The sequence below is a fragment of the Pseudomonas sp. H1_F01 genome (genome assembly GCF_054681425.1).
Map to the genome: position 1 here is coordinate 5418117 of NZ_CP162823.1, position 14379 is coordinate 5432495.

14 protein-coding genes are annotated in these 14379 nt (G+C 61.7%); 11 read left to right on the forward strand and 3 right to left on the reverse strand.

The annotated features are described in order from the left end of the window. Nucleotides 1-34: 34 nt before the first annotated feature. The 6 genes from AB4O09_RS24480 (at nucleotide 35) to pdeM (ending at nucleotide 6670) form a co-directional block, all read left to right on the forward strand. On the forward strand, nucleotides 35-763 hold the full coding sequence (locus AB4O09_RS24480) for an ABC transporter permease (protein WP_003198406.1): 729 nt from the start codon (nucleotides 35-37) through the stop codon (nucleotides 761-763). Further along, complete coding sequence (locus AB4O09_RS24485) at nucleotides 760-1470, forward strand: ABC transporter permease (RefSeq protein WP_003198404.1); 711 nt, start codon at nucleotides 760-762, stop codon at nucleotides 1468-1470. Before AB4O09_RS24480 ends, AB4O09_RS24485 begins: the two co-directional genes overlap by 4 nt. A 27-nt stretch (nucleotides 1471-1497) precedes the next feature. Next, complete coding sequence (locus AB4O09_RS24490) at nucleotides 1498-2616, forward strand: succinylglutamate desuccinylase/aspartoacylase family protein (protein ID WP_003198402.1); 1119 nt, start codon at nucleotides 1498-1500, stop codon at nucleotides 2614-2616. Between the two features lie 13 nt (nucleotides 2617-2629). After that, nucleotides 2630-3394 (forward strand): ABC transporter ATP-binding protein, encoded by a 765-nt coding sequence (locus tag AB4O09_RS24495; protein ID WP_003198401.1) that lies wholly within the window; start codon nucleotides 2630-2632, stop codon nucleotides 3392-3394. Nucleotides 3395-3527: 133 nt separating this feature from the next. After that, nucleotides 3528-6014, forward strand: a complete 2487-nt coding sequence (locus tag AB4O09_RS24500) for a ligase-associated DNA damage response DEXH box helicase (RefSeq protein WP_003198399.1) — start codon at nucleotides 3528-3530, stop codon at nucleotides 6012-6014. Next, nucleotides 6014-6670, forward strand: a complete 657-nt coding sequence (pdeM, locus tag AB4O09_RS24505) for a ligase-associated DNA damage response endonuclease PdeM (protein WP_013692411.1) — start codon at nucleotides 6014-6016, stop codon at nucleotides 6668-6670. Before AB4O09_RS24500 ends, pdeM begins: the two co-directional genes overlap by 1 nt. Before the next feature lie 36 nt (nucleotides 6671-6706). On the opposite strand, the gene AB4O09_RS24510 is transcribed toward pdeM, so the two are convergent. Both AB4O09_RS24510 and dcd read right to left on the reverse strand, forming a co-directional pair. After that, on the reverse strand, nucleotides 6707-6913 hold the full coding sequence (locus AB4O09_RS24510; protein ID WP_003184748.1) for a hypothetical protein: 207 nt from the start codon (nucleotides 6911-6913) through the stop codon (nucleotides 6707-6709). Between the two features lie 102 nt (nucleotides 6914-7015). Beyond that, nucleotides 7016-7582 (reverse strand): dCTP deaminase, encoded by a 567-nt coding sequence (gene dcd, locus AB4O09_RS24515; protein ID WP_003184751.1) that lies wholly within the window; start codon nucleotides 7580-7582, stop codon nucleotides 7016-7018. 354 nt (nucleotides 7583-7936) lie between these two features. Here dcd and AB4O09_RS24520 point away from each other — a divergent pair, with 354 nt between their 5' ends. Further along, nucleotides 7937-8146 carry a cold-shock protein gene (locus tag AB4O09_RS24520; protein WP_002554837.1) on the forward strand — a complete coding sequence of 70 codons (210 nt, stop codon included), beginning with the start codon at nucleotides 7937-7939 and terminating at the stop codon, nucleotides 8144-8146. Nucleotides 8147-8338: 192 nt separating this feature from the next. Here the strand turns inward: AB4O09_RS24520 and AB4O09_RS24525 are convergent, their stop codons facing one another. Then, nucleotides 8339-9346, reverse strand: coding sequence for a DUF481 domain-containing protein (locus AB4O09_RS24525; protein ID WP_003198395.1), 1008 nt, complete (start codon nucleotides 9344-9346; stop codon nucleotides 8339-8341). A gap of 165 nt (nucleotides 9347-9511) precedes the next feature. On the opposite strand from AB4O09_RS24525, the gene AB4O09_RS24530 reads away from it, so the two are divergent. The 4 genes from AB4O09_RS24530 to AB4O09_RS24545 all read left to right on the forward strand — a co-directional run bounded on the left by AB4O09_RS24530 (nucleotide 9512) and on the right by AB4O09_RS24545 (nucleotide 14285). Then, entirely contained in the window at nucleotides 9512-9865 is a 354-nt protein-coding gene (locus AB4O09_RS24530; RefSeq protein WP_003198393.1) for an MGMT family protein, read from the forward strand. 44 nt (nucleotides 9866-9909) lie between these two features. Continuing rightward, nucleotides 9910-11469 carry an AmpG family muropeptide MFS transporter gene (locus AB4O09_RS24535; protein ID WP_003198391.1) on the forward strand — a complete coding sequence of 520 codons (1560 nt, stop codon included), beginning with the start codon at nucleotides 9910-9912 and terminating at the stop codon, nucleotides 11467-11469. 129 nt (nucleotides 11470-11598) lie between these two features. Further along, on the forward strand, nucleotides 11599-13314 hold the full coding sequence (locus AB4O09_RS24540; protein ID WP_038859585.1) for a proline--tRNA ligase: 1716 nt from the start codon (nucleotides 11599-11601) through the stop codon (nucleotides 13312-13314). Between the two features lie 17 nt (nucleotides 13315-13331). Next, nucleotides 13332-14285, forward strand: coding sequence for a hypothetical protein (locus AB4O09_RS24545; RefSeq protein ID WP_013692408.1), 954 nt, complete (start codon nucleotides 13332-13334; stop codon nucleotides 14283-14285). The last annotated feature ends 94 nt before the right edge of the window (nucleotides 14286-14379 follow it).

Genomic DNA, 14379 nt, shown 5'->3' on the forward strand with positions numbered 1-14379 from the left:
ATGGGCGCTTTTCTCCTGCCAAAGGCTTTCTTCCATGTTTGAACAACTCCTACAAAATCTGGGGCTCTCCGCCTTCAGCCTGCAGGGCTTTGGCCCGTTGCTGATGCAAGGCACCTGGATGACCATCAAGCTGTCGGCCCTGTCCCTGTTGCTGAGCGTCTTGCTCGGCCTGCTGGGCGCCAGTGCCAAGCTGTCCAGCGTCAAACTGCTGCGAATCCCTGCCCAGCTCTACACCACGCTGATCCGCGGCGTGCCGGACCTGGTGCTGATGCTGCTGATTTTCTACAGCCTGCAAACCTGGCTGACCTCGCTTACCGACTTCATGGAATGGGAATACATCGAGATCGACCCATTCGGCGCCGGGGTGATCACCCTGGGCTTCATCTATGGCGCGTACTTCACCGAAACCTTTCGCGGCGCGATCCTCGCGGTCCCCCGAGGCCAGGTCGAAGCCGCCACCGCGTATGGCCTCAAACGTGGCCAGCGCTTTCGCTTCGTGGTGTTTCCACAAATGATGCGCTTTGCCCTGCCGGGTATCGGCAACAACTGGATGGTGATGCTCAAGGCCACCGCGCTGGTGTCGATCATCGGCCTGGCCGACCTGGTCAAGGCCGCCCAGGATGCGGGCAAGAGCACCTACCAGCTGTTCTACTTCCTGGTACTGGCGGCATTGATCTATCTGCTGATCACCAGCGCGTCCAACTTCATCCTGCGGTGGCTTGAACGCCGCTACGCCGCCGGAGCCCGGGAGGCGGTGCGATGATCGAACTTCTACAAGAATACTGGCGGCCATTCCTTTACAGCGATGGCGTCAACGTCACGGGCCTGGCCATGACCCTATGGCTGCTCAGCGCCTCGCTGCTGATCGGTTTCCTGGTGTCGATACCGCTGTCCATCGCCCGGGTTTCACCCAAGTTCTACGTCCGCTGGCCGGTGCAGTTCTACACCTACCTGTTCCGTGGTACGCCGCTCTATATCCAACTGCTGATCTGCTACACCGGCATCTACAGCATCGCGGCGGTGCGCGCCCAGCCCATGCTCGACAGTTTCTTTCGCGACGCGATGAACTGCACGATCCTGGCCTTCGCCTTGAACACCTGCGCCTACACCACGGAAATTTTCGCCGGGGCGATTCGCAGCATGAACCATGGCGAAGTCGAGGCGGCCAAGGCCTACGGCCTGACCGGTTGGAAGCTGTACACCTACGTGATCATGCCGTCGGCGTTGCGCCGCTCGCTGCCGTATTACAGCAACGAAGTCATCTTGATGCTGCACTCGACGACCGTGGCGTTCACCGCTACCGTTCCAGACGTGCTGAAAGTGGCCCGGGACGCCAACTCGGCGACGTTCCTGACGTTCCAGTCGTTCGGGATCGCCGCGTTGATCTACCTGACCGTCACCTTTGCACTGGTGGGCCTCTTCCGCCTCGCCGAACGCCGCTGGCTGGCCTTTCTCGGGCCGACCCACTAGGGCTTTTGTTCCAGGACACACACGCAAATGCGCCACCAGATCCATGACCTGCTGGCCCCGGTACCGGGGACCGCACGCAAGATCCACAGCTTTCACTTCGGCCCGGAAAAAGCCGTCGGCAAAATCTATATCCAGTCGTCCCTGCACGCCGATGAGCTGCCGGGCATGCTGGTCGCCTGGCACCTCAAGCAGCGCCTGGCCGAACTCGAAGCGTCGGGCCACCTGCGGCACGAGATCGTGCTGGTGCCCGTCGCCAACCCTATCGGCCTCGAACAAGTGCTGATGGACGTGCCCCTGGGCCGCTACGAAACCGAGAGCGGGCAGAACTTCAACCGCCGCTTCGTCGACCTGAGCGAAGAGATCGGCAACGAAATCCAGGACCTGCTCACCGACGATCCGCAGCACAACCTGATGCTGATCCGCACCAGCCTGCGCGACGCCCTCGCCCGGCAGACCCCAGGCACGCAATTGCAATCCCTGCGCCTGGCCCTGCAACGGCTGGCCTGCGACGCCGACATGGTGCTGGACCTGCATTGCGACTTCGAAGCCGTGGCCCACCTCTACACCACACCCGAAGCCTGGCCACAGGTCGAACCGCTGGCCCGCTACATCGGCGCCGAAGCCTGCCTGCTGGCGACCGATTCGGGCGGCCAGTCGTTCGACGAATGCTTCACCCTGCTCTGGTGGCAACTCAAGGAACGCTTCGGCGAACGCTTCGAGATTCCCCTGGGCAGCTTTTCGGTCACCGTGGAATTGCGTGGCCAGGGTGACGTCAACCACGGGCTGGCGAGCCTGGACTGCCAGGCCTTGATCGAATACCTGATCCGTTTCGGCGCCATCGACGGCGAACCGATGCCCATGCCCGAGCTGCCTTACCCGGCCACGCCGCTGGCCGCTGTCGAGCCGGTGGCAACGCCCGTGGGTGGATTGCTGGTCTACAGCGCCCTGCCTGGCGAATACCTGGAGGCGGGGCAGTTGATCGCGGAAGTCATCGACCCGGTCAACGACACCGTCACCCCCGTTCATTGCCGTAACGCCGGGCTGCTATACGCCCGTTCGCTACGCCGCATGGCCACGGCCGGCATGGTGATCGCCCATGTCGCCGGCACCGAAGCCTATCGCAGCGGCTACCTACTTTCGCCTTGAGGATGCATGCTCCATGTACAAACTGACCATCGAAGGCCTGCATAAAAGCTATGGCGAACATGAAGTGCTCAAGGGCGTTTCGCTCAAGGCCAAGACCGGCGACGTCATCAGCCTCATTGGCGCCAGCGGCTCAGGCAAAAGTACCTTTTTGCGCTGCATCAACTTCCTCGAACAACCCAACGACGGCGCCATGAGCCTGGACGGCCAGCCGATCCAGATGATCAAGGACCGCCACGGCATGCACGTGGCCGACGCCGACGAACTGCAACGCATCCGCACGCGCCTGGCCATGGTGTTCCAACACTTCAACCTGTGGAGCCACATGACCGTGCTGGAAAACATCACCATGGCGCCACGCCGGGTGCTGGGGGTCAGCAAGCAGGAAGCCGACGACCGCGCCCGTCGTTATCTCGACAAGGTCGGCCTGCCGGCACGGGTCGCCGAGCAATACCCGGCGTTCCTCTCCGGCGGCCAGCAACAGCGCGTGGCCATTGCCCGCGCCCTGGCGATGGAGCCGGAGGTGATGCTGTTCGACGAACCCACCTCGGCCCTGGACCCGGAGCTGGTGGGTGAAGTACTGAAGGTGATCCAGGGCCTGGCTGAGGAAGGCCGGACCATGATCATGGTGACCCACGAAATGAGCTTCGCCCGCAAAGTCTCGAACCAGGTGCTGTTCCTGCACCAGGGCCTGGTGGAAGAAGAAGGCAGGCCGGAAGACGTGCTGGGCAATCCCACCAGCGAACGACTCAAGCAGTTTCTCAGTGGCAACCTGAAATAAACCTCGGGTCCGATCGTTCCCACGCTCCTGCGTGGGAATGTCGCCAGGGACGCTCACCACGATATCCTGCATAAAACCTTTCGCATCCCGCCGTGGTCACTGAAAGAAGACGTTCAGGGCGCACACGGCAGGCATGGCGACATCCAACAATTTCGCGAAACAGTGGTTCGATGCCCGCGGCTGGAAGCCGTTCGCCTTTCAGAAGCAGGTATGGGCCGCGGTCAAGCGGGGGGAATCCGGGCTGCTGCATGCCAATACCGGTGCCGGCAAGACCTACGCCGTCTGGTTTGCCGCCCTCAACCGTTTCGCACGGCCGGCACCGCCGCTGGATAAACCGCGCAAACGTAAACCGCCGGCCGAACCACTGACTGTCCTGTGGATCACGCCGATGCGCGCATTGGCGGCCGACACCGGCAAAGCCCTCGAAGCACCCCTGGCAGACCTGCACCTGCCATGGAGCGTCGGCCTGCGCACCGGCGATACCAGCGCCAACGAACGCGCCCGCCAGGGCCGGCGCCTGCCCACCACGCTGATCACCACCCCCGAAAGCCTCACCCTGATCCTCGCCCGGGCCGATGCGCACGCCGCCGTCTCGACCCTGCGCATGGTCGTGGTGGATGAATGGCACGAGTTGCTCGGCAACAAACGTGGTGTGCAATTGCAACTGGCCCTGGCGCGCTTGCGGCGCTGGCACCCCGAACTCATCGTCTGGGGCGTCTCCGCGACCCTGGGCAACCAGGCCCACGCCGAACAGGTATTGATCCCGCAAGGCAACGGGATCAGCGTGCGGGGGGCCGATGGCAAGGCGCTGCGGGTCGACACGCTGTTACCCCCGACCCTCGAACGTTTCCCGTGGGCCGGGCATATCGGCCTGAAGATGCTGCCTCAGGTCGTAGCCGAAATCGACGCCAGCAGCAGTTGCCTGGTCTTCACCAACACCCGGGCACAATCGGAAATCTGGTATCAGGCGCTTCTTGAGGCGCGACCCGATTGGGCCGGGCTGATCGCCCTGCACCATGGCTCGCTGTCGCGTGACACCCGGGATTGGGTGGAACAGGCATTGAAGGACGGCCAGCTCAAAGCGGTGGTCTGCACGTCCAGCCTGGACCTGGGGGTGGACTTCCTGCCAGTGGAACGGGTGCTGCAGATCGGCTCGGCCAAGGGCGTAGCCCGACTGATGCAACGGGCCGGGCGCTCCGGCCACGCACCGGGCCGGACCTCGCGGGTGACGCTGGTGCCGACCCACAGCCTGGAATTGATCGAGGCCGCCGCCGCGCAGGACGCCGTGGCCCAACGGCGCATCGAACCGCGCGAATCGCCCCACAAGCCGCTGGATGTCCTGGTGCAGCACTTGGTGAGCATGGCCCTGGGTGGCGGCTTCGTTCCCGACGAATTGTTCGAGGAAGTGCGAGGTGCCTGGGCCTACCGCGACCTCAACCCGGCCGAATGGGCCTGGGCCCTGGCGTTTGTGCGCCATGGCGGCCTGTCATTGACCGCCTACCCCGATTACCGACGCGTCGAACCGGACGAACACGGGATCTGGCGAGTGCCTGACGCACGCCTGGCCCGGCGTCACCGCATGAGCATCGGCACCATCGTCAGCGATGCCAGCCTGCAATTGAAGTTCTGGAGCAAGGGCGGAGGCGGCAAGATCCTGGGTAGCGTAGAGGAAGGCTTCATCGCCCGTCTGCGCCCCGGTGACGGTTTCCTGTTCGCCGGGCGGTTGCTGGAATTGGTCCGGGTCGAGGACATGACCGCCTACGTGCGACGCAGCCAGGCCAGGAAGGCCGCTGTGCCGCGCTGGAACGGCGGGCGCATGCCGCTCTCCAGCGAACTGGCCGCCGCCGTCGTGGCCCGTCTGAGCGAAGCCGCCGCGGGCCGCTTCGAGGGCCCGGAGATGCACGCCGTACAGCCCCTGCTCTTGACCCAACAACGCTGGTCCGGTTTGCCCACGCAAAGCACATTGCTGGCCGAAGCCCTCAAGTCCCGGGAAGGCTGGCACCTATTCCTCTACCCGTTTGCCGGACGCCAGGTTCATCTGGGCCTGGCCAGCCTGCTGGCCTGGCGTGTCAGCCGGCAACAGCCGCTGACATTTTCCATTGCGGTCAACGACTACGGCCTGGAACTGCTCAGTGCCACGGCAGTGGATTGGTCGCAATACCTGACCCCGGGCCTGCTGAGCGTCGATCATCTGCTGACCGACGTGCTCGCGAGCCTGAATGCCGGGGAATTGGCCCTCAGGCGCTTTCGCGAAATCGCCCGGATCGCCGGGCTGGTCTTCGCCGGTTACCCCGGTGCGCCGAAAAGCACCCGGCAAGTCCAGGCGTCCAGCGGGTTGTTCTTCCAGGTGTTCAAGCAATACGACGCCAACAATCTCTTGCTGGCCCAGGCTGGGGAGGAAGTCTTGCGCGAAGAATTGGATATCCATCGACTGGAGCAGACCTTGCAACGCCTCAATACCTTGAAGCTGGACCTGCACGTGATCAAGCGCCCCACCCCGCTCGGGTTTGCGCTGCAGGTGGAGCGATTCCGGGAAAGCATGAGTTCGGAAAAGCTCGCCGACCGCATCCGGCGGATGGTCAGCGAACTGGAAAAGACTGCCGATCGCGGTGACGCCTGATGCCAGCGCCTTACCCCATCAGCCTGGCCGGCGAAGAACTCTGGTTGCTCCCGGAAAAAGCCGTGTACTGGCCCGCCCAGGAAACCCTGATGGTGGCCGATGTTCATTTCGGCAAGGCCGCCGCCTATCGCAGCCTCGGGCAACCGGTGCCCCACGGCACCACCGCCAGCAACATCGCAGTACTGGATGCATTGCTGGCCAGCCTGCCGTGCCGACAGTTGATTTTTCTCGGGGATTTTCTCCACGGTCCCGGCTCTCATGCGCCCGGCACCTTGAAGGCACTTTCCGACTGGCGTGAGCGACATCCGCACTTGGCCATGACGCTGATTCGTGGCAACCACGACAAACGCGCCGGTGACCCGCCGCAAGCGCTGAACATTCGCGTCGTACCGGAGCCGTTGCTTCTGGGCCCTTTCGCCGTGCAACACGAGCCTGCCCCACACCCCAGCCGCCATGTGCTGGCCGGTCACGTGCACCCGGTCTACCACCTGAGCGGCAAGGGCCGGCAACGCCTGCGCCTGGCCTGCTTTCGGCTGGGCAGCGAAATCAGCCTGCTGCCGGCCTTCGGTGCGTTCACGGGCGGTTATCGAGTCGAGCAAGACAGCGATTGCAGAATTTTTGTCATCGGCGATAACGAAATATGGCCCGTCAACTGAAGCACTCTGTGCTATCGCTGGCGGGCCATCGTCTCATCAGGCAACAGGCGCAGGAGGCGGCTCGTCCGGCAGGGTAGGCTCGCCGGGTTCGGTAGGTTGTTCGTTGGGGGTATCGGGATCGGGCTGGCCAGGGATGCCGCCCGCCGCTTCGACAGGATGGGCCAGCAATGACCAGGCCATGACGCCGATCTGATTGGGCTCAAGCCTTGCCAGTTCGGCACTGATTCGCGGATCGATCTTCATAGAGCAACTCCTGAGCGAAGGCCCGCTGCGCTGACGCACAAAAACGGGCAGTACACGCAATAGAGTGTCTGCCCGCCCAGGAATTCCAACAGCTCGTCAGATTCAGGTACGCGGCAGTGTCACACCGCGCTGGCCCTGGTACTTGCCGCCACGATCCTTGTAGGAAACTTCACATTCTTCATCGGATTCCAGGAACAGCATCTGCGCCACACCCTCGTTGGCGTAGATTTTCGCTGGCAGGGTCGTGGTGTTGGAGAATTCCAGGGTCACGTGGCCTTCCCACTCGGGTTCCAGCGGCGTGACGTTGACGATGATGCCGCAACGGGCGTAGGTACTCTTGCCCAGGCAGATGGTCAGCACGTTGCGCGGAATGCGGAAGTACTCGACGGTGCGCGCCAGGGCGAAGGAGTTCGGCGGGATGATGCAAACGTCGCTCTTGACGTCGACGAAGCTCTTCTCATCGAAGTTCTTCGGGTCGACGGTGGCCGAATTGATATTGGTGAACACCTTGAATTCGTCGGCGCAGCGCACGTCGTAGCCGTAGCTGGAGACACCGAAGGAGATCAGCCGGTCGGCGCCTTCGCCACGCATCTGGCGTTCGACGAAGGGCTCGATCATGCCGTGCTCTTGCGCCATGCGGCGAATCCACTTGTCCGATTTGATGCTCATGGCGGTTTCCTGAAATAGCGAGGTGGAAAAAATACGTCCGGCATCTTACTGGGGCGCGGGTCCGAGTTCAAAGCGCGGTACGCAAATCTCGCCGATCCGCCTTGATTTCCGGGTCCTGCCGGCCATCGCCCGCGCCGTCAGTCACCAAATAAGAGAAACCTTCGCAAAGACCATTGGCACATTCTGGAAAAAGGGTTAAGGTGGCGCCACTGTGCTGCTTGTGTCACTGAGAATCTCTACACGATATGTTGAATTTCGATCCAACCATCTACAAGAATTTTTCCTGCTCTTTGCACTCAGTCTCGGCCAGGGTTCTTCCTGAGTCGCAGTTATCTTTGTTCAAGGAGTTACACCATGTCTAATCGCCAAACCGGTACCGTTAAGTGGTTCAACGATGAAAAAGGCTTCGGCTTCATCACCCCACAATCCGGTGACGACCTGTTCGTTCACTTCAAAGCTATCCAATCCGACGGCTTCAAAAGCCTGAAAGAAGGCCAACAGGTTTCTTTCATCGCTACCCGCGGTCAGAAAGGCATGCAAGCTGAAGAAGTTCAAGTTATCTAACTTGTCCTTGCTTTAGTAAAAGGCCCCGCCCTCAAAAGCGGGGCTTTTTTGTGCCTGTCTGTTTTGCAGGCACAAAAAATAATGTGGGAGCGAGCTTGCTCGCGATAGCGGCGCTTCAGTCAACATTCATATTGCTGACATACCGCTATCGCGAGCAAGCTCGCTCCCACAGGATTTGTTACTCGCCTGGGTTTACCAGGTCACGCCAAACCCAGCCGTGTAGCGCGTCTTGCTCAAGTCGCTGTCTTCGGTGCCTTCAATGACATCCTTCTCAGCCTTGAGGTTGAGCGACGCCCAATCGGTAACCTTGTAGCGCAGCCCCACTTCAGCGTCATAGGCGTAATCCGCCACGTCGGACAGTGGCTTGCCCACTTCGCCGTTGGTGAAGAACTCGACGCGCTTGCCAATCAGGTAGCGGTTGTAGTCCCACTTCATGGCGACGGAATAGAAGTTGTCCTTGCCGCCGTCGCGGTATTCATAGTCGGTGCGGTTCAACAGCGAGCCCAGCGAGAACGCGCCCAGCTCGTCATCCCAGAACTGATAACCCGGACCGGTACCCACCACGCGCTGGCGCGCCAGGTCTTCGACTTTGTCGCGCTTGTAGTTCAGGCGGCCTTGCCAGAACCATTTGTCCGTCAGGAACCGGTCGAGGGAATATTCCAGGCGCCAGTTATCGGCGGAAACCACATCGTCCTGGAACTCACGGTTGTATTCACCCTCGGCGGTGTGCCGCCATCTGCCGTGGCGCGCCGAAGTCTTGAAGTCGATGTCGTAGTCGTCGGTATCTTTTTCCGCACGCTGGTAATCCAGCGCGGCATCGATGTTGCCCTTCCACACCAGATCCTCGACCACCGGCTTGGGCTTGAGAATCTGCTGGATACTGGCCAGATCGACAGTCTTGGGCGCATCACCGTTGGCCAAGGTGACCTTGCCATCCTCGGCCGCATGCAGCGCCTTGGCTTTCTCGCCGGTATAAGCATCCTGCTTGACCAAGAGCTGCTGATCACTCTCCAGTGTCTTGACCTGTTTCCAGTCGATGGGAATCGCGCCGGCGTAATCGGTCTGGATCAGCAACTTGCCGCCATCAAAAACGGTAATCTTGCCACTGAGTTTGTCCCCATTCTTCAACCAGACGGTGTCGGCAAGCAAGGGCATGGAGGTACTGGCAACAGCCAGACAAAGCAGGGTTCTAGACAACATAAGCGTATAAAGAGCTCAAGTTTGCGGTGAAAAGGCGGCATTATCCCCCGGGACGACACCTCAGCAAGGACTGACCAAAGTATTTGTAATGAGTTCATTTCTCAACCAGCTTTACAGGACTTAACCTACAAACGGCCACATACCCTCTTTTTCGGACGCCTGAACGTGACTGATGCATCCCTGGATACCGAGAACGCCGCCCAAATCCGCCGCACCACCCTTTACCTGACCCTGGCACAGGTGCCAGCGGGCAAGGTGGTCACCTATGGTCAACTGGCTGAAATGGCCGGCCTGGGCCGCGCGGCGCGCTGGGTCGGGCGGACCCTCAGCCAATTGCCGAACGACACGAAACTGCCCTGGCATCGGGTATTGGGTGCCGGCGGTCGGATCAGCCTGCCGGTGGGCAGCGCCTCAGGGGATGAACAGCGCGCACGCCTGCGCATGGAAGGGATCAGCGTCCTGAACAATCGTGTTGATATTCAGCGCCATGGCTGGCGCCCGGTAGAGCACAGCGGTTAGAGTGCGCGCTTTGTTTTCGCAATTTTTGAGGCAGACTCCAGCCCATGCCCCGTAAAACCTGGCGCGCCGCCCTCGCCGCCTATGCCAGTCCCTCGACGCTCGTGCTGTTGCTGCTTGGCTTCGCCGCCGGCTTGCCGTACATGCTGGTGTTTTCCACGCTTTCGGTCTGGTTGCGCGAAGCCGGTGTGGCCCGCGAAACCATTGGCTACGCGAGCCTGATCGGCCTGGCATACGCCTTTAAGTGGGTCTGGTCGCCGCTGCTCGACCAATGGCGCCTGCCGCTGCTGGGTAAACTCGGGCGTCGGCGTTCATGGCTGGTGCTCTCCCAGGGCCTGGTGATCCTTGGCCTGATCGGCATGGGTTTCTGCGACCCACAGAAACACCTGTCATGGTTGATCGCCATCGCCGTTATCGTGGCTTTCGCCTCTGCGACGCAGGACATCGCCGTCGACGCCTATCGCCTGGAGATCGCCGACGACACCCGCCAGGCCGCCCTCGCCGCCAGCTACATGTCCGGCTACCGCATCGCGGCACTGCTGGCCACCGCTGGCGCCCTGTTCTTCGCCGAAGGGTTTGGCTCCACCGGCTTCAGCTACAAACACTCGGCCTGGGCCGGCACCTACCTGCTGTTCGGCGTATTGATGGTCCCGGCGCTGCTCACCTCGCTGTTCATGCGCGAACCGCCGGTGCCGCTGCGCACTCAACTGCAGGCCGGACGCTACTCGTTCGCCCATCAACTGGCGTCGGTGTTCGTGCTGATCGTGCTGCTGGTGTCTGTCCCGGCGATGTTCACCCAGCTCTACAACACCGACTTCGCCAGCGTGCTGTTCGAGGGCGTCAGCCTGCTCGACCTGCTGCTCGAAGACCGCGCATTCCTGCGAGCCATCCTCTATATCATCCTGACCGCCCTGTGCCTGTCGGCTGTGGGCCGCCGCGGATTGGCACCGGTGCTGACGCCGGTCAACGATTTCATCCTGCGTTACCGCTGGCAGGCCCTGCTGCTGCTCGGGCTGATCGCGACCTATCGGATGTCTGACACCGTCATGGGCGTCATGGCCAACGTGTTCTACATCGACCAGGGGTTCACCAAGGACCAGATCGCCAGCGTCAGCAAGATTTTCGGGTTGATCATGACCCTCGTCGGTGCCGGCATGGGCGGCCTGCTGATCGTACGTTTCGGTATCCTGCCCATCCTGTTCATCGGCGGTGTCGCCTCGGCCGGCACCAACATCCTCTTCCTGATGCTCACCGACATGGGCGCCGACCTGAAGATGTTGATTGTCACCATCTCCCTGGACAACTTCAGCTCCGGCCTGGCCACTTCGGCGTTCGTCGCCTACCTGTCGAGCCTGACCAACCTGAAATTCTCCGCCACCCAATACGCCCTGCTCAGCTCGATCATGCTGTTGCTGCCACGCCTGATCGGTGGTTATTCGGGCGTGATGGTGGAGAAGTTCGGCTATCACAACTTCTTCCTGATCACCGCGTTGCTGGGCGTTCCGACCCTGTTGCTGATCGCCTTGCACTGGTTCCAGGAGAACCGTCGCCAGGGCTCGACACCCACTGCGGAACCGACGCCCACCCGGCCTGCGGAAGAGTCGTAGGAAACTTCAGAAAACGCCGGGGAAACCGGCGTTCGCATCGGGCGACCGCCCACGCGCCTGTACGCCAAGGCATCTCGCCCGTACAATGCTCCGTCACTTCTCGTCATCAGCAACCGACAACGGCCAACCATGCGCACCAGTCAATATTTGCTCGCCACACAGAAAGAAACGCCTTCCGACGCCGTCGTGATCAGCCATCAGTTGATGCTGCGTGCCGGCATGATCCGCAAACTCGCCTCGGGCCTGTACACCTGGCTGCCGATGGGCCTGCGGGTCATGCGCAAGGTGGAAGCCATCGTTCGCGAAGAGATGGACGCTGCCGGTTCTCTGGAAGTGTTGATGCCGGGCACCCAACCGGCCGAGCTGTGGCAGGAATCGGGGCGCTGGGAAGAATACGGCCCTGAGCTGCTGCGCATCAAAGACCGTCACGGTCGCGACTTCTGTGCAGGCCCGACTCACGAAGAAGTGATCACCGACCTGATGCGCAACGAGTTGAGCAGCTACAAGCAGCTGCCGATCAACCTGTATCAGATCCAGACCAAATTCCGTGACGAAATCCGTCCACGCTTCGGCCTGATGCGCGGTCGCGAATTCATCATGAAGGATTCCTACTCCTTCCACGCCGACCTGGCTTCGCTACAGATCACCTACGACCGCATGCACCAGGCGTACTGCAACATTTTCACCCGCCTGGGCCTGAAGTTCCGTCCGGTTGAAGCCGACAACGGCTCCATCGGCGGCGCCGGCTCCCACGAATTCCATGTACTGGCCGAGTCCGGCGAAGACGACATCGTCTTCAGCAATGGCTCCGACTACGCCGCCAACATCGAGAAAGCCGAAGCCGTGCCACGGGAAACCTCCCGCGCCGCGCCGACCGAAGAGTTGCGCCTGGTGGACACGCCGAACGCCAAGACCATTGCCCAACTGGTGGAAGGCTACAACCTGCCAATCGAGCGCACCATCAAGACCCTGATCGTGCGGGCCGAAGAGGAAGACAAGCTGATTGCCCTGATCGTCCGTGGCGACCACGAGCTCAATGAAATCAAGGCCGCCAACCAGCCAGGCGTCGCCAGCCCGCTGGTCATGGCTACCGAAGCCGACCTGCGCGACGCCATCGGTGCCGGTGCCGGTTCTCTCGGCCCGTTGAACCTGCCACTGCCGATCATCATCGACCGCTCGGTGGAACTGATGAGCGACTTCGCCATCGGCGCCAACGTCGACGACAAGCACTATTTCGGCGTGAACTGGGAACGCGACCTGCCGGTTCCAACCGTCGCGGACCTGCGCAACGTCGTGGCCGGCGACCCGAGCCCGGACGGCAAGGGCACCCTGGAAATCAAGCGAGGCATCGAAGTCGGGCACATCTTCCAGCTGGGCAACAAGTACAGCAAGGCGATGAAGTGCGAAGTGCTGGGCGAAAACGGCAAGCCGGTCACCCTGGAAATGGGTTGCTACGGCATCGGCGTTTCCCGCGTGGTGGCTGCCGCCATCGAGCAGAACAACGACGAGAAAGGCATCATCTGGAGCGACACGCTGGCGCCTTTCCAGATTGCCCTGGTGCCGCTGCGCTATGAAACCGACCTGGTGCGTGAAGCCACCGACAAGCTCTACGCCGAACTGACGGCCGCCGGCTTCGAAGTGCTGCTCGACGACCGCGACAAGAAAACCAGCCCCGGCATCAAGTTCGCGGACATGGAACTGATCGGCATCCCGCATCGGATCGTCGTCAGTGATCGTGGCCTGGCCGAAGGCAACCTGGAATACAAGAGCCGCACCGAGGCCGAGCCGCAAGCGCTGCCGGTCGCCGACGTGCTGTCGTTCCTCCAGGCCCGTATCCGCCGCTGACACCAGATAGAGACGTCATGTTCAAGCGAAACACCTTAGGCCTCGGTGGCGCCGCCCTGTGCGGCGCCCTGCTGGTCAGCGGCTGTGCCAACCAAATGTCACAACGCAGCGAGCACGAAGAGCGGGTCGAGCGCAAATTGCTCGACCACAGCCTGCAGATCGACGTGGGCGAACCCAAGGTGCTCGACCTACCGCAGCGTCGGGTGCGAATCAATGAGCAGAAGACCTTCGAAGTCACTGAATTCGAGGTCACTCGCCATTACGATCGCTACACGCCGTACCAACCCTGGCGGGAAATTTACGAGATCCCCCTGGGCGCGGTGGCGGTAGTAGCGGGTGTCGGCGCGAACGTGGTCAATGTGTTCGCCCTCGGCAATCTGCCGGACACCGTGACCCGTGACTGGATCAGCTACGGTTTCGCCGGGCTCAACCCGTTCATGAACGTCCCTTCCCATGGCCGTGCCCAGCAGAACCTGGCGGGCATCGACGAAGTCCAACGCGACAAGCGTACGGAACACTCGAGCCTGCCTTGGAGCGAACGCCCGGTGGAGGTCAAGGCCGCCCGACAGACCTTCGAGCTGAGCACCGACCGTAACGGCGTGCTGCGCTTGAACCTGCTGGAAAGCCCGTTCGCCGAGCAGGACCTGAGCCAGTTCGGCAAATTGCAGATCAGCGTGACGGATGCCCAGGACGAAGTGCACACCGACTCATCCCTGAGCATCAGCAGCACCTTGCGCAGCAAGCTGCTGGAAGCCCACGCGTTGATCTACGACGACCTGGAAGATGACGAGGTGAGCCAATGGGTACATCGAGTCAAGCGCCTGTCGGAGCTGGGACTTGAAGAAGAGGCCAGCGAACTGGAGCAGAGCCTGATCGAACTGACCCGCAATGATCCGGAGTTGCAGGCCGAATTCATGAAAGCACTGACCAAGGATGGCGGGCGGTTGGTGGCGGATCCTGGCGTTAACTGAAATCCCCCTGTGGCAAGGGGTTTTGTGAGGGCAAGACCTGTGGGAGCAAGGCTTGCCCGCGATGGCGGTCTCAAGGATGCCATCGCGAGCAAGC

Coding starts and splice junctions, on each gene's coding strand:
- AB4O09_RS24480 (WP_003198406.1), top strand. CDS start 35: ATGTTTGAACAACTCCTACAAAATCTGGGGCTCTCCGCCTTCAGCCTG.
- AB4O09_RS24485 (WP_003198404.1), top strand. CDS start 760: ATGATCGAACTTCTACAAGAATACTGGCGGCCATTCCTTTACAGCGAT.
- AB4O09_RS24490 (WP_003198402.1), top strand. CDS start 1,498: ATGCGCCACCAGATCCATGACCTGCTGGCCCCGGTACCGGGGACCGCA.
- AB4O09_RS24495 (WP_003198401.1), top strand. CDS start 2,630: ATGTACAAACTGACCATCGAAGGCCTGCATAAAAGCTATGGCGAACAT.
- AB4O09_RS24500 (WP_003198399.1), top strand. CDS start 3,528: ATGGCGACATCCAACAATTTCGCGAAACAGTGGTTCGATGCCCGCGGC.
- pdeM (WP_013692411.1), top strand. CDS start 6,014: ATGCCAGCGCCTTACCCCATCAGCCTGGCCGGCGAAGAACTCTGGTTG.
- AB4O09_RS24510 (WP_003184748.1), bottom strand. CDS start 6,913: ATGAAGATCGATCCGCGAATCAGTGCCGAACTGGCAAGGCTTGAGCCC.
- dcd (WP_003184751.1), bottom strand. CDS start 7,582: ATGAGCATCAAATCGGACAAGTGGATTCGCCGCATGGCGCAAGAGCAC.
- AB4O09_RS24520 (WP_002554837.1), top strand. CDS start 7,937: ATGTCTAATCGCCAAACCGGTACCGTTAAGTGGTTCAACGATGAAAAA.
- AB4O09_RS24525 (WP_003198395.1), bottom strand. CDS start 9,346: ATGTTGTCTAGAACCCTGCTTTGTCTGGCTGTTGCCAGTACCTCCATG.
- AB4O09_RS24535 (WP_003198391.1), top strand. CDS start 9,910: ATGCCCCGTAAAACCTGGCGCGCCGCCCTCGCCGCCTATGCCAGTCCC.
- AB4O09_RS24540 (WP_038859585.1), top strand. CDS start 11,599: ATGCGCACCAGTCAATATTTGCTCGCCACACAGAAAGAAACGCCTTCC.
- AB4O09_RS24545 (WP_013692408.1), top strand. CDS start 13,332: ATGTTCAAGCGAAACACCTTAGGCCTCGGTGGCGCCGCCCTGTGCGGC.